The sequence below is a fragment of the Caballeronia sp. genome (assembly GCF_028292365.1).
In the GTDB taxonomy this organism is placed as follows: Bacteria; Pseudomonadota; Gammaproteobacteria; order Burkholderiales; family Burkholderiaceae; genus Caballeronia.
This window is the reverse complement of record NZ_JAQGMM010000452.1, coordinates 1-13,648: the sequence shown is the minus strand read 5'-3', so window position 1 is coordinate 13,648 and position 13,648 is coordinate 1. Positions and strand designations below refer to the sequence as shown.

General features: G+C 60.6%; 13 protein-coding genes, 1 tRNA gene and 1 pseudogene. 11 read left to right on the top strand and 4 right to left on the bottom strand.

Features of this window, described 5'->3' with window-relative positions; all coding sequences use genetic code 11:
- The 6 genes from JWR14_RS26710 to JWR14_RS26685 all read left to right on the top strand — a co-directional run.
- Nucleotides 1-875: beta-ketoacyl-ACP synthase (locus JWR14_RS26710; RefSeq protein WP_299714609.1), on the top strand; the 875-nt coding region annotated here is incomplete at its 5' end.
- A gap of 17 nt (nt 876-892) precedes the next feature.
- Nucleotides 893-1,372 carry a hotdog family protein gene (locus JWR14_RS26705; RefSeq protein ID WP_299714606.1) on the top strand — a complete coding sequence of 160 codons (480 nt, stop codon included), beginning with the start codon at nt 893-895 and terminating at the stop codon, nt 1,370-1,372.
- A complete protein-coding gene (locus JWR14_RS26700; protein WP_299714603.1) occupies nt 1,369-2,094 on the top strand; it encodes a 3-ketoacyl-ACP reductase FabG2 in 726 nt (241 codons plus the stop codon). The genes JWR14_RS26705 and JWR14_RS26700 overlap by 4 nt, the downstream gene beginning before the upstream one ends.
- A complete protein-coding gene (locus JWR14_RS26695; RefSeq protein WP_299714599.1) occupies nt 2,094-3,320 on the top strand; it encodes a beta-ketoacyl-ACP synthase in 1,227 nt (408 codons plus the stop codon). Before JWR14_RS26700 ends, JWR14_RS26695 begins: the two co-directional genes overlap by 1 nt.
- Entirely contained in the window at nt 3,317-4,576 is a 1,260-nt protein-coding gene (locus JWR14_RS26690; RefSeq protein ID WP_299714596.1) for a beta-ketoacyl synthase N-terminal-like domain-containing protein, read from the top strand. Before JWR14_RS26695 ends, JWR14_RS26690 begins: the two co-directional genes overlap by 4 nt.
- 69 nt (nt 4,577-4,645) lie before the next feature.
- Nucleotides 4,646-5,074, top strand: a complete 429-nt coding sequence (locus JWR14_RS26685) for a signal peptidase (RefSeq protein WP_299714593.1) — start codon at nt 4,646-4,648, stop codon at nt 5,072-5,074.
- Nucleotides 5,075-5,102: 28 nt separating this feature from the next.
- Here JWR14_RS26685 and JWR14_RS26680 read toward each other — a convergent pair whose 3' ends face one another.
- On the bottom strand, nt 5,103-5,840 hold the full coding sequence (locus JWR14_RS26680; RefSeq protein ID WP_299714590.1) for a class I SAM-dependent methyltransferase: 738 nt from the start codon (nt 5,838-5,840) through the stop codon (nt 5,103-5,105).
- Nucleotides 5,841-6,018: 178 nt separating this feature from the next.
- On the opposite strand from JWR14_RS26680, the gene JWR14_RS26675 reads away from it, so the two are divergent.
- The 4 genes from JWR14_RS26675 to JWR14_RS26660 all read left to right on the top strand — a co-directional run bounded on the left by JWR14_RS26675 (nt 6,019) and on the right by JWR14_RS26660 (nt 11,196).
- Nucleotides 6,019-7,266 carry an NAD(P)/FAD-dependent oxidoreductase gene (locus tag JWR14_RS26675; RefSeq protein ID WP_299714587.1) on the top strand — a complete coding sequence of 416 codons (1,248 nt, stop codon included), beginning with the start codon at nt 6,019-6,021 and terminating at the stop codon, nt 7,264-7,266.
- A 303-nt stretch (nt 7,267-7,569) separates the two neighbouring features.
- Nucleotides 7,570-8,862, top strand: coding sequence for an MFS transporter (locus tag JWR14_RS26670; RefSeq protein ID WP_299714584.1), 1,293 nt, complete (start codon nt 7,570-7,572; stop codon nt 8,860-8,862).
- Nucleotides 8,863-9,100: 238 nt separating this feature from the next.
- Nucleotides 9,101-9,177, top strand: a tRNA-Asp gene (locus JWR14_RS26665).
- A gap of 90 nt (nt 9,178-9,267) precedes the next feature.
- Nucleotides 9,268-11,196, top strand: a complete 1,929-nt coding sequence (locus JWR14_RS26660; RefSeq protein WP_299714581.1) for a SurA N-terminal domain-containing protein — start codon at nt 9,268-9,270, stop codon at nt 11,194-11,196.
- 162 nt (nt 11,197-11,358) lie between these two features.
- Here JWR14_RS26660 and JWR14_RS26655 read toward each other — a convergent pair whose 3' ends face one another.
- On the bottom strand, nt 11,359-11,697 hold the full coding sequence (locus tag JWR14_RS26655) for a hypothetical protein (protein WP_299714578.1): 339 nt from the start codon (nt 11,695-11,697) through the stop codon (nt 11,359-11,361).
- Between the two features lie 181 nt (nt 11,698-11,878).
- Nucleotides 11,879-12,619 carry an arylesterase gene (locus tag JWR14_RS26650; RefSeq protein ID WP_299714575.1) on the bottom strand — a complete coding sequence of 247 codons (741 nt, stop codon included), beginning with the start codon at nt 12,617-12,619 and terminating at the stop codon, nt 11,879-11,881.
- Here JWR14_RS26650 and JWR14_RS26645 point away from each other — a divergent pair.
- Nucleotides 12,594-13,295 carry an ABC transporter ATP-binding protein gene (locus JWR14_RS26645; RefSeq protein ID WP_299714572.1) on the top strand — a complete coding sequence of 234 codons (702 nt, stop codon included), beginning with the start codon at nt 12,594-12,596 and terminating at the stop codon, nt 13,293-13,295. The two genes, JWR14_RS26650 and JWR14_RS26645, sit on opposite strands and share 26 nt — an antisense overlap.
- A 56-nt stretch (nt 13,296-13,351) precedes the next feature.
- On the opposite strand, the pseudogene JWR14_RS26640 reads toward JWR14_RS26645, so the two are convergent.
- Nucleotides 13,352-13,648: pseudogene (locus tag JWR14_RS26640) on the bottom strand (glucose-6-phosphate isomerase); the annotation flags it as partial.

Sequence of the window (13,648 nt, the reverse complement as noted above, 5' to 3'; positions counted from 1 at the left end):
GCACATCGGGAATTGAAGCGGCCGAGGCTGCGTTCGTGTATCAGGCGCAAGCAGGCAAATTGCCGGTGAGCTTCGACTACCGGCAGGTCGAAATTGGCACGGTGGCGCCATTCGCCGCCGCAGCGCTCGACCTCCACGGCCCGGCATTCACGATCTCGACCGCGTGCACATCGAGCGCAAAGGTGTTCGTTTCGGCGCGTCGGTTGCTCCAGTTGCACTTGTGCGATGCGGTCGTGGTCGGTGGCGTCGATTCGTTATGCGAACTGACTGTGCAGGGCTTCGCGTCGCTCGAATCGACCAGTTCGACGCGCTCCAATCCGATGAGCCGCAATCGCTGCGGGATCAACGTGGGCGAGGGCGCGGCTGTGTTCCTGATGAGCCGCGATGAAGGCTTGGTCGTACTCGCGGGCGTGGGCGAATCAAGCGATGCGCATCACATTTCCGCACCCGATCCACACGGCGCGGGCGGTGAAATCGCATTACGCGCCGCATTGGCGCATGCCGGTCTTGTGCCGGCTGATATCGGTTATGTGAACCTCCATGCAACGGCGACACGCAAGAACGACGACATGGAAGCGCATTTGATGGCGCGGGTGTTCCCGCACGGCGTCGCGGCGAGCGGCACCAAACCGCTGACCGGGCATCAACTTGGCGCCGCGGGCGCGACCGAACTGGGCTTCGCGTGGCTCACGCTTGCACGCGACGATGTCGCTTTGCCGCGTCATCTGTGGGACGGCGAAGCCGACCCGGCGTTGCCACCGCTTGATCTCGTCGACAACGAGCGTCATCTGTCGCGTACGGCGAGCGCGCAATACGTGATGAGCAATTCGTTTGCGTTCGGCGGCAGCAACGTCAGCCTGATCCTCGGCCGGTGATGACTGTGACGATCTCTATGAATAACGACAGCTTTGGCTCTATTGAAACCATCTTGCCGCACCGGGGCACTATGTTGTTGCTCGACGGCGTCAGCGCCTGCACGGACGAAACGGTGACGGCTTACGCAAGCGTGCACGCGGATGCCTGGTACACCGACGAAGACGGTGCGATGCCGGCGTGGTTCGGCATCGAACTGATGGCGCAGGCCATTGCCGCGCATGTCGCTCTGCTCGCGATGCGCGCAGGCGGTCGGGCACGTCCCGGCGTCCTGCTCGGATCGCGCCGATACGAGGCACATGTACCGGTATTCGCGCGTGATGCCCGCTTGCGCATCGAAGCAAAAGAACTGCTGCGTGGTGAAGAAGGCCACGGCGCGTACGAATGCTCGATCCATCACGACCAGAATCACTGCAGCGTCTGCTGCGCCGAGGCAGTCATCAAGGTGTATCAACCGGCTGACTTTCAGTCGTTTATCGTTGGGAGTTTTGGATCATGAGCCGGCGTGTACTTGTAACGGGCGCAAGCCGTGGCATCGGCCGCGCGATAGCGTATCAACTCGCGGCAGACGGCTTCACAGTCTCCGTGCATTGCCGCAGCGGACGCACTGAAGCGGAAGCCGTCGCGACCGGTATTGCCGCGCAGGGCGGCACGGCGCGGGTGCTGCAATTCGATGTACGCGACCGCGCCGCATGCCGCGAAGTGCTCGAAGCAGACGTGGCTAGTCATGGTGCGTATTACGGCATCGTCTGTTGCGCGGGCGTGACGCGTGACGCGGCGTTCCCGGCGCTTACCGAAGAGGACTGGGACATCGTGATCGAAACCGGTCTCGACTCTTTTTATAACGTCGTGCATCCGCTGACCATGCCGCTCGTGCGCGCGAAGCAGGGCGGTCGCATCGTGACTATCGCCTCGGTCTCGGGTGTGATGGGCAATCGTGGCCAGGTCAACTACAGCGCGGCGAAGGCCGGACTGATCGGCGCCACGAAGGCGCTTGCCGTCGAACTGGCAACGCGCAACATCACCGTCAACTGTGTGGCCCCTGGATTGATCGACACCGGCATGCTTGAAGGTGTACCGCTCGAACAGGCATTGAAGACAGTGCCGATGAACCGCGTCGGGCAACCGGCGGAAGTCGCTTCGGTAGTGAGTTTTCTCATGTCGGATGCGGCCTCGTACATCACGCGGCAGGTGATCGGCGTCAATGGCGGGATGATCTGATGAAGCGCGTAGTCATTACCGGCATGGGTGGCGTCACGGCGTTCGGCGACACCTGGGACGAGATTGAAGCCAACTTGAGAAGCGGCCGCAACGCCGTGCGCCGGATGCCCGAGTGGGACTACTTCGAGCTGCTGCACACGCGGCTCGCGTGCCCCTTGCCTGCCTTCGCCACGCCGGCGCATTATCCGCGCAAGAAAACGCGTTCAATGGGACCCGTGTCCCTCTATTCGGTGCGCGCGAGCGAACTGGCGCTAGCCGATGCGGGTCTCGCCGATGACCTCTCGATCAAGGACGGCCGCATGGGCGTGGCCTACGGATCGTCGTCCGGATCGGTCCAGCCGATTCGCGCATTCGGCAAGATGATCGAAACCGGTTCGATGAGTGACGTGACCTCGAATAGCTACGTGCAGATGATGCCGCATACCACGGCCGTCAACGTGAGCCTGTTCTGGGACCTGAAGGGGCGCATTGTGCCAACGTCCTGCGCGTGTGCATCGGGCAGCCAGGCGATTGGCTACGCCTACGAGATGATCGCAGCCGGCAAGCAGACGCTGATGCTCGCCGGCGGCGCGGAAGAATTGTCCGGGCCAGCCGTCGCGGTGTTCGACACGCTCTATGCCACGAGCACGCGCAATGACGAACCGCATCTCACGCCGCGTCCCTTCGATGTCGCCCGCGATGGTCTCGTGGTCGGTGAAGGCGCGGCGACCCTGGTGCTCGAAGAGTATGAACACGCGGTTGCACGCGGGGCGCGGATTCATGCGGAGATAGTAGGCTTTGGCTGCAACTCGGACGGTGCGCACATGACGCAGCCATCGGCCGAGACCATGGCCTTCGCCATGCAGCTCGCGCTGCGCGACGCACACCTTCCGGCTGAAGCCATTGCTTACGTCAACGCGCATGGCACGTCGACGGATCGCGGCGATGTAGCGGAAAGTCACGCGACGGCGCAGACCTTCGGTGCGCGTGTGCCGATCAGTTCGCTGAAGAGTTATGTTGGCCACACGCTGGGCGCGTGTGGTGCGCTGGAGGCGTGGTGGACCATCGAGATGATGAAGCGCAACTGGTACGCGCCAACGCTCAACCTGACCCAGGTTGATCCGGCTTGCGCGCCGCTGGACTACATTGTAAATAGCGGCCGTACCATCGATGCCGAATACGTCATGAGTAACAACTTCGCATTCGGCGGCATCAATACGTCGCTGATTTTCAGGCGCGTGCCATGAGTGGGAGGAGTGGGAGTCACTCGTCGACGCCCCGTGGCCTGTCACGCGTGGTCGTGACGGGCATGGGGATTGTGTCGTGCCTGGGTAATACACTTGACGAAGTCTCCGCTGCCTTGCACGCGGGCCGAAGCGGTATTACGGGTGTCGATGCCTGGCGTGAACGCGGTCTGGGAAGTCAGGTGGCCGGCGTAGCGTCGATCGCAGGCGAGCAACCGTTCAATCGCAAGCTCGAACGTTTCATGGGCGATACGGCGCGTTTTGCGTGTCATGCGGCGCGCAAAGCTGTGCACGATGCTAGCCTCGATCCCTCCCTGCTGCGCTCGCCGCAAGCCGGCGCGGTGATCGGCTCGGGCACCGGCACGATCGCAACGTACGACGCAGCAATGGCGATTGCACATGCGCGCGGTATCGAGAAAGTGCCGCCATATACAGTCCCGCAGGTGATGGGCAGCACCACATCGGCGAACGTGGCTCAAGTGTTTGGGCTGGAAGGCATGACCTATTCGCCGTCTTCAGCCTGCACCACGTCAGCTCTCGCGATCGGCCAGGCCATGCAACTGATCCAGACCGGCCGCCAGCAGATCGTACTTGCGGGCGGCAGCGAAGGTCTGCACGACAACATGACGCTGATGTTCGACTCAATGGGCGCGTTGTCGAGGCGTTTTAACGACATGCCGGAACATGCATCGCGTCCCTATGACAGCGCGCGCGATGGTTTTGTGATCGCGTCCGGCGGTGGCATTCTGGTGCTTGAGTCGCTGGATCACGCGTTGTCGCGAGGCGCACGTATTCATGCCGAACTGACGGGCTTTGGCCACTGCACGGACGGTGCGGGCATGGTGAGCCCGCACGCACCGGGCATCGCGCGCGCCATGCGTGGTGCACTCGATGAAGCGGGTACACGTCCGTCGTATATCAACACCCACGCACCCTCCACGCCGCTTGGCGACGTCGAAGAACTGCGCGCGTTGTGCGATGTATTTGGCGATGACATCCCGTTGTTTTCCTCAACAAAGGGATTGTCCGGGCACCCGCTTGGAGCCTGCGGCGTACACGAAGCGATCTACGCCATGCTGATGATGCGCGATGGTTTTGTCGCCGGAACGGGACCGATCGAAACACTCGATCCTCGCGTGAAAGGCATGCCGCTCGTGCGCACGTCGCGGCCCATGAAGATAGACACCGCGATGTCGATTTCATTCGGGTTCGGCGGCAGTTGCGCGAGCCTCATCTTCGATGCTTGGAAGGGCGCTTGAAGTGTTCCACTGACCGTAATGACTGCATTTAACACAATGACCGTAACAACAACTATCCGGGGAAAGACGATGAAGAGCAAGTTTGCGTTTGGTGGGCTGATGGTGGTCGTAGCGGCATTGTCCGGATGTGCAACGCAGGTGAAGTCGTTGCCGCTTGCGCCGGTGGTTGCTCAGTCAGCGCCGGGCGCGCAGGTTGCGTTGTATTTCGGCTCGCAGGATCATCCTGCCGTGCAGAGTCAGCAAGGACCAAGCACTGTGTCGGTGCGTATTGCGCGTGAGACCGATGGTCAGGATGCGGCATGCAACCGCGCGCTCGCCGCAGCGCTGGAGAAGTTGCGCGCAACTGCCCGGGATCGTCATGCGAATGCCGTTATCAACGTCGGGACGAGTTTTCACAGCACTGAATCGGCGTCGGCTACGGAGTTCACATGCGGTGTGAGCCCCAGCGCGGCGGCCTTGCGGGTGCGTGGCGATGTTGTTGTGCTTGACGGGCAATAACGCGCAATAACGTGGAATAAGCGTGGATTCAATCGGCCTTGATCGCAGCCACATTGACCAGCGTTTCACGACGCTTGCCCGGTAGCGGCCGATGCAACCCAAGCCGTTCAAGGAGTCCGAAGTCCGCAGCACGACTCCACCACAAGTAGGGCATGGAAACGTTTTGCGGACCGAATGCAAAGCCGGCATTGCGGATCATATCGAGGTAACCGTCGGCGCTTTTTTGCACGTGCATGGGATGGCGGAACAGCAAGCGAATCACCCACGACTTGATATACGCGTCGGTGGATTCAGCGAACAGCAGGACCCCGCCGGGTTTCAACACCCGGCGAAATTCAGCGAGGGAGCGCCCTTGATCCACGAGATGATGAAAGGTCTGATGGCAGAACACTATGTCAGCGCTCGCATCGGGCAAAGACAGGCGTGCGCAATCGCCGTGAAGCAACTCGATCTCGCTCGCCCAGCCGTCTTCTTGCGAGCAAGCCTGCGCTGCACTCCGGGCTTCCACGAGCGAAGGCTCATGGAAGTCGACTCCGATGATCCGGCCGGGCCTGAACGCGTTGCCGAGCAGCCGGAACGATTGACCTTGGCCGCAGCCTGCATCGACGATCACAGGCGCCGCGGGCAGGGGGGTATCGACCAGGCGCTTGAGATCGTTGATTGCCACGCGCAGCACGTGATGTTCCCACGTGGCGGTGCGAAGAAACCACAATCCGAAGGCCGTCTCCGGCACGAAGGCAACGCTGGATGTTTCGGATGACGACACGAATTTCTCTCCGGCAACAAAGGATAGGAAAGGATGCAAACAGGGCGCACGTCATTGTACTGGCAAGCATGGCGCGCATAGAAGCAAGAGCGTGCAAGTTGATCCACGCAGATGATCTGCATGACGTGCGACGCACGAGACTCCACAGGCGGCTCCATGTCTTTTAAGCGAGGCACCCTTGAATACTGATTCTTCGAAGCAAGACACGACTGTCGATGTAGCCATCATCGGCGCAGGCCCCTCGGGGGCGGTCGCTGCCGCGCTGCTGCGAAAAGCGGGCCGTTCGGTGCTCGTGCTCGAGCGCCAGCATTTTCCGCGCTTTTCGGTTGGCGAGAGCCTGTTGCCGCAAAGCATGGCATACCTTGAAGAGGCCGGCATGCTGCAGGCCGTGGTCGAGGCCGGGTTCCAGTACAAGAACGGTGCGCATTTTATTTATCGCGACCAGTCGTCGTCCTTCGATTTCCGCGATAAACACACGCCCGGATGGGGCACGACGTACCAGGTCGAACGCGCGGTATTCGACGACCTGCTGATCCGGTGCGCCGCGAACCAGGGTGCCGAAGTGCGTTTCGGCCACACCGTGCAGGCGATGCAAACCGGCACTGCGCCCGTGCTGGACGTGGTCGATGAAGCCGGGGTTGCATACCAGGTGCAAGCCCGTTTTGTACTCGATGCAAGCGGCTTCGGCCGCGTATTGCCGCGTCTCCTGAATCTCGAAGCGCCCACGCGGATGCCCACGCGTGCGGCCATCTTTACGCATGTGCGCGACGACATCCCGGCTGGCGTGACAGACCGGAACAAGATCTGCGTCGCGACGCATCCGGAGCATCGCAATGTCTGGTTCTGGATGATTCCGCTGGCAGGCGGACGCTCGTCGGTCGGGTGCGTAGCCGAGGCAAGTTTCCTGGAGTGTCCCGAGAGCGAGCGCGATGCAAAGCTGCGCGCGCTGATCCAGCAGGAGCCAACACTTGACGCGCTCATTGGCGAGGCGCCGTTCCTGATGCCGGTGCGGCATATCGGCGGTTATTCGGCGAACGTCGAGCGGCTGCATGGTCCGGGTTACGCACTGCTCGGTAACGCGGGCGAGTTCCTCGATCCAGTGTTTTCATCGGGCGTGACGATCGCGCTGCGCTCCGCGCATCTGGCGGTGCAAACGCTCGAGCGGCAGTTAAATGGCGAAGGGCTCGACTGGCAGGCAGAGTACGACGTGCCGCTACGAAAAGGTATTGATACCTTCCGTGCATTTGTCGAGCGGTGGTACACGGGGGAGTTGCAGGACATCATCTTTTATCCGCATAAAACACCGCATATCGCACGTTTTATCAGCGCAGTGCTGGCGGGCTACGCGTGGGATGAATCGAATCCGTACGTGGCCGATCCAGTGCGTAGGCTCAATGCGCTTCATGAGATATGCAAGGGCTCTTGAGGGGGCAGAGATTGCGTTGAAATGTTGTCGACGCGCATTAGTCTTGTGGCCACGGATAGCCGTGTCAAGCCATCGCCACGCGGGAAATCTTTCTTGTTGTAAGCCTTTGTGCGCGGGTCAGGGAACACCCTGACCCATAACTCCGTCCGTGCAGACATCCGCATTTAGCGAGTAGCATGTAACGCCCCGGCGAGCACGAGCACACGTCCCACGCTTGACCGGGCCGATGCTGCGCTCGCTCGCAGCATCGCTTGAACCCGAGCATCGTAGATAAAAAACGTGCCGTACCGGAGGAGACACAGTATGCGCAAGATGCGTTGGATGGTCATATTTCTATGCTTCCTGGCAATCGCGATCAACTACGTCGATCGCGCGAACCTTGCAGTTGCCGCCCCTCAGATACAGAAGGCGCTCAACATCGGCCCGGCGCAAATGGGCCTCGTGATGAGCGGCTTCTTCTGGACCTACGCGCTGATGCAAATGCCGTTCGGCTGGTTCGTCGATAAGGTCGGCGCGCGCATCGCCTTGCCGCTTGCAGTCGGTTGGTGGTCCATATTCACCGCCCTCACGGCGGCGACCTCGAGCGTGGCAGGCATGTTCGGCTGCCGCCTGATGCTCGGCGTGGGCGAGGCCGGCGCTTATCCGGCGTGTGCGAAGCTCGTCGCGCAATGGTTCAAGCCGGCGCAGCGGGCGTTCGCGACCAGTATCTTCGATAGCGGCTCGCGGGTCGGCTCCGCACTCTCCATCCCGATTGTCGCGCTGATCATCAGCGGTTTCGGCTGGGAAGCGTCGTTTGTCGCAACGGGCGCGGTCGGCCTGCTGTGGGTGCTTGGCTGGTTCGTGCTCTACCGCAATCCGTCGCGTGGCGATCTGACCGGCGAAGAAAACGCAGCGCCTGTGCCGCGCGACAAAACTTCTGACCAGAACGTCACGTGGGCCTCGCTCTTCAGGCATCGCACGCTGTGGGGCATGATGCTCGGCTTCTTCTGCCTGAACTTCGTGATCTACTTTTTCATCACGTGGTTCCCGAGTTATCTCGTGCAGACGCGCGGTTTTTCGCTCAAGTCGCTCGGCACGCTCGGCATGATTCCCGCGCTCATTTCGATTCCCGGCGGCTGGCTCGGCGGCATCGTTTCGGATGCACTCTATAAGCGCGGCTGGAGCCTGACGAAGTCGCGCAAGACCTGTATGGTCGGCGGCATGCTGCTTTCGTCGATCATCACGCTGTCGGCGTTCACGACCAGCATCTATGTGATGCTCGCATCGTTTGGAATCGCTTATGGCAGCCTTGCGTTCGCGGCTGCAAGCATCTGGTCGCTGCCGGGCGACGTGGCGCCGACCCCGGACTACGTGGCGTCGATCAGCGGGATCCAGAACTTTGCATCGAACCTTGCGGGCATTGTGATCACCACGTTCACCGGCCTGATGCTTGCCCTCACCAAAGGGTCGTTCACCATTCCGTTGATTGTCGCGGGCGGTTTCTGTTTCCTCGGCGCGTTCAGTTATCTCGTGATCGTGGGCAAGATCGAGCCGCTTCGGATTCCGGGTGCCCAGCCACTCGATGTCGCTGCGTCGCAGGGAGTGGGAGGACGCTAGCGTGATAAAATTCCGCATCGTCTGACTTTTCGTTGTATACTTCGTCCCCGATCGAGCAAACGGTTGTGGAGCAAGGCTGGCAGGATGTTGATCAAACCTTCCGGTGCGCCGCTTTCCAGTTGTGTCGGCCGGTAGTTAGTCGATACATAGCCGGCAGTTTTGTGCAAATGGTTGAAATTATTGGTGGAATAATCGGCTGCGCTGCTCAAGTCTCGATCGTTGCAAAAGATGTAAAAAAGGAGTGGTAGTTCAGTTGGTTAGAATACCGGCCTGTCACGCCGGGGGTCGCGGGTTCGAGTCCCGTCCACTCCGCCAGCATTCTCGAGAAGGGCGAACTCCGGTTCGCCTTTTTTATTGCCCGCTGCTGTAACATCGGGCGTTTCGTATTAGGCAGAATCGTCACGCATGCTCGACTTTTTCCGTAATCACCAACGCCTGATGATGGCCCTGTTGATCCTGATTGTCGTGCCAGGATTGGGAATTGTGGGTATCCAGGGCTTCAGCAGTTTCTTCGACGAAAACGCCAACGTCGCCAGTGTCAACGGCCACAAGATCACGCGGGTCGAGTACGACGGCGCGATGCGCCAGCAAGTCGATCGCGCGCGGCAAATGCTCGGCGCTCAGTTCGACCCAAAGATGTTCGAAACGCCGGAAATGCGCGCGTCGCTGATCGACAGCCTCGTGCAACAGCGCGTGCTCGCCGACGAAACCCAGCGCCTCCACCTGACCGCCTCCGACGCAGCCGTACGTCGCGCATTGCTGGCCGATCCGACCATCGCTTCACTGCGCAAGCCGGATGGTTCCATCGACGTGGACCAGTACAAGCAATTGCTCGCGATGCAAGGCATGACGCCTGAGCAGTACGACGAGCGCGTGCGTTATGGCCTCGCCGCGGATCAGATTCCGGCGAGTATCCAGTCCACGGCGTTCACGTCGAAGACCCTGGCCCAAACGCTGACCGAGATCGCCGAACAACGTCGCGACGTTCAAGGTCTCGCATTCCGCACCGTTGATTACACCGCGAAAATTCAGCCCACCGACGCACAAGTGAAGTCGTATTACGACGCGCACAGTGCTGAGTTCGCTACGCCCGCGTCCGCGACCATCCAGTACCTGGTGATGTCGCCGGCCACGTTGTCGGCGGCGGTCAAGCCGTCTGACGCGGACCTCAAGAAGTACTACGACGACAACATCGCGCGCTTCAAGACGCAGGCGCAAGTGCGCGTGAGCCACATCCTGATCACTGCGCCGAAAGACGCAAGCGCTGCAGACAAAGCGAAGGCCAGGCAACAAGCCGAAACGCTGCTCGCGCAGGTCAAGGCACATCCGGACCAGTTCGCGCAGATTGCTGAGAAGAATTCGCAGGATCCGGGATCGGCGTCAAAGGGTGGCGACCTGGGGTATTTCAGCCGCGGCATGATTGCAGGCGGCCAGGCCTTCGACGACGCTGCGTTCGGCCTGAAGAAGGGCGAAACCAGCGGCATCGTGCAGACGGATTTCGGTTATCACATTCTCGAGGCAACCGACGTGAAGCCGTCCGTCACGCAGTCGTTCGACGAAGTGAAGGACCAGATCACGAAGGAAGTCGTCGCGCAGCAAGCGGCAAAGAACCTCGCTGACAACGCGGAAGGCTTCACCTCGACGGTGTACGAACAGTCGAAGTCGCTGCAACCTGCCGCCGACAAATACAAGCTGCAAATCCAGACGGCGACGGTTGGATCAAAGCCTGATCCAAAGCTGCCCGCTGACAGCCCGCTGAACAATGCCAAGTTCCTCGCAGCCATATTCGCACCGGACGCCGTGAAGCAGCACAACAACACGCAGGCTATCGACATTGGCAACAGCACGCTGATCGCCGGCCGTGTGACGGACTATAAAGCGGCGGCCGTGCCCGCACTCGACACCATCAAGGACGCAGTGCGCACGAAGGTCATCGCGGAAGAAGCGGCCCAAGCCGCCCGTAAAGATGGCATAGCCAAGCTGGCCGAGTTGCAGAAGTCGAACTCGACTGCAGGTTTTTCGTCGGTATCGAAGGTATCGCGTAACGACGCGCAGGGCCTGCCGCCCGCCGCGCTCGCCGCCATCTTCAAGGCGGATTCGTCGAAGTTGCCGTCGTATGTTGGCGTTGATCTCGGCGCGGACGGATACGCTATCTATCGCGTGGACGCTATCGAGAAGCCTGATCCGGTGACCGCGGACCGACTGACCGGCGCGCAGCAACAAGTCGCTCAGGTCTACGCGCAAGCCGAGATGGAGTCGTACCTCGATTCGTTGAGGGCGCGCTCGAAGGTGAAGATCACGAACGTGCCCACCACGTCTGATCAGTCGCAATGATCCTGGTGGTCTGAGTCGCTAAATTTGACTCGCACGATAAAAAGCCCCGCTGGCACAAACCGGCGGGGCTTTTTCACATCGGGCTTCATGCTTTTTCTGAGAGTCTGAGGAGAGCCTGAGAAGAAGACGCCCGATGGAAGCGTTACAAGACGTACACAGAGGTCAAAGGCATGTCTGGATGTCGCCGGTGGCATCGCTGCCGGCCGAGCCCGCAGCGCGGAAACCGACCCATGTACCCGAACCCGCATAGTTGGGACGAACGATGGCGGCCGCGCCGTCCGGCGGTTGCTGACCCGGAACGTAGACATTGGCTGCCATGTCGTTCGCGAGCGTGTCCTGAGACACCACTTGTTGCTGTGATTTATCGGCCCATTTCTGCGCGATACATTGTGCGACGACCTTCGGAGGTTGCTGGCTCGTGCCCACCTGACTGACGTTAGGGGACGGAGCGGCGCAAGCCGAGATCGCGACGGTCATGGCGAGAATTGGTAAATATTTCACGTTACCTCCTTTCAATGCGCTCACAAACGGAGCCGGGGTTTTTCAGGGTTACGCGAAAATCTTGAGTACTGAATCGTGGCCGTATTCCGCGCATGGCTAAAAGCCAACCGGGCGACGCGCTGACAGGGTTCAAGCGGGGATCTGGAGATGAATCGGTTCAATCATCAGTTATCTCCCCCAGTCATTTCGATGGCGCGCCCAGCAAAGGTCTTAAAACTGGCCAGACGTTGTTCAATAGCAAAGGCTGGGCCTGAGGGGTCGGATGAATCTGGTCCGCCTGAAACATCTCGGGCTTGTTTTCCATGCCAGCCAACAAGAACGGGACGAGCGGCACACGTTTTTCTTTCGACAATTGTTCGTAGACCCCGTGAAACTTTTGCGAATAGTCCGGGCCATAGTTAGGCGGAACATACATCCCGACGAGTAAAACTTTCGCGTTGGCGGCCTGCGATTTCTCGATGATGCTCCGCAGGTTCGCCTCGGTGGTCGCAAGCGGCACGCCGCGCAACGCGTCGTTGGCGCCGAGTTCAACAATCACAATGCTCGGCCTGATGCGGTTGAGCGCGGCGGGCAGGCGGGCGAGGCCGCCGCTGGTGGTGTCGCCGCTGATGCTTGAATTGGCGACGCTATAATCGAAGTGCTCCTGGGGAAGCTTCGAGCGCAGCAACGCGACCCAGCCTGTATCGCGCGGCAGGCCGTATTCGGCGGAAATGCTGTCGCCGAGGACCACGATCGTCGGTTTGCCGGCTGTGGGCGTCGTACCTGTTGTGACCGTAGCTGCAGCCTTGGCCGCAGTCGCGTCTTGCGCCGCATAAGCGGGCGTAACGCCCATGCATGCGATCAATGCAACCCATGCCAGCGTGGCGCGCGTTGTCCAGTTCACCTTAAGTCTCTCCATGCAAAACAATATCGAACCAGTCATAGAAGTACGGGGTTTAAGCAAGCGGGTGAAGGACGCGACGGGCGAATTGATCATCCTCGATCAGATCGACCTGTCGATCGAAAAGGGCAGCAGTGTCGCCATAGTCGGCGCATCGGGGTCCGGCAAATCCACGTTGCTCGGTCTGCTTGCGGGATTGGACAGCGCGACGGCAGGCACGGTTCGCTTGCTCGGGCGCGACCTGGGCACGCTGAACGAAGACGAACGCGCGGCATTGCGCAGCGGCTCGGTGGGATTCGTCTTCCAGTCGTTCCAGTTGATGCCGCACCTGACCGCTCTCGAGAACGTGATGTTGCCTCTGGAATTGCGCGGCGATGTGCCGCACAAGGAGATCGCGACGCGTGCACGGGACCTGCTCGAACAGGTTGGCCTCGGTAAGCGGACCGCACATTATCCCAAGCTGTTATCCGGTGGCGAGCAACAACGCGTAGCGCTTGCGCGCGCGTTTGTCACGCATCCGGCCGTGCTGTTCGCCGATGAACCCACCGGCAGTCTTGATGCGGCGACGGGGTACGCGATCATCGACCTGATGTTCGAGATGAACCGGCGTAACGGTGCAACGTTGATCCTCGTCACGCACGATGCCGAACTGGCCGAGCGATGCGACGCCACGGTGACGATAGAAGCAGGGCGGCTGGTGAATGGGCTGAGCGTTTAGACCGGAGTGCCTTGCGTCTTCCATTGATGAAGACGCAAGGCATCGTCATAAAACCCCTATAGCCCCTTCAACGCAGCCTGCGCACGCGCGATCAACGCCGATGTCGACGAGTCATGCTTGGCGGGATCGGCCTTCTCGCTGGTGATATCGGCTTCCACTACCTTGCCGAGAATCTTGCCCAGCTCCACGCCCCACTGATCGAACGAGTTGATGTCCCAGACCGCGCCCTGGACCAGCACCTTGTGTTCGTACAGCGCGATCACAGCACCAAGCGTTTCCGGCGTGAGCGCGTCGAGAATGATCGTGGTTGTCGGGCGATTGCCGGGGAAGCTCAAGTGCGTCGCGAGATCTTC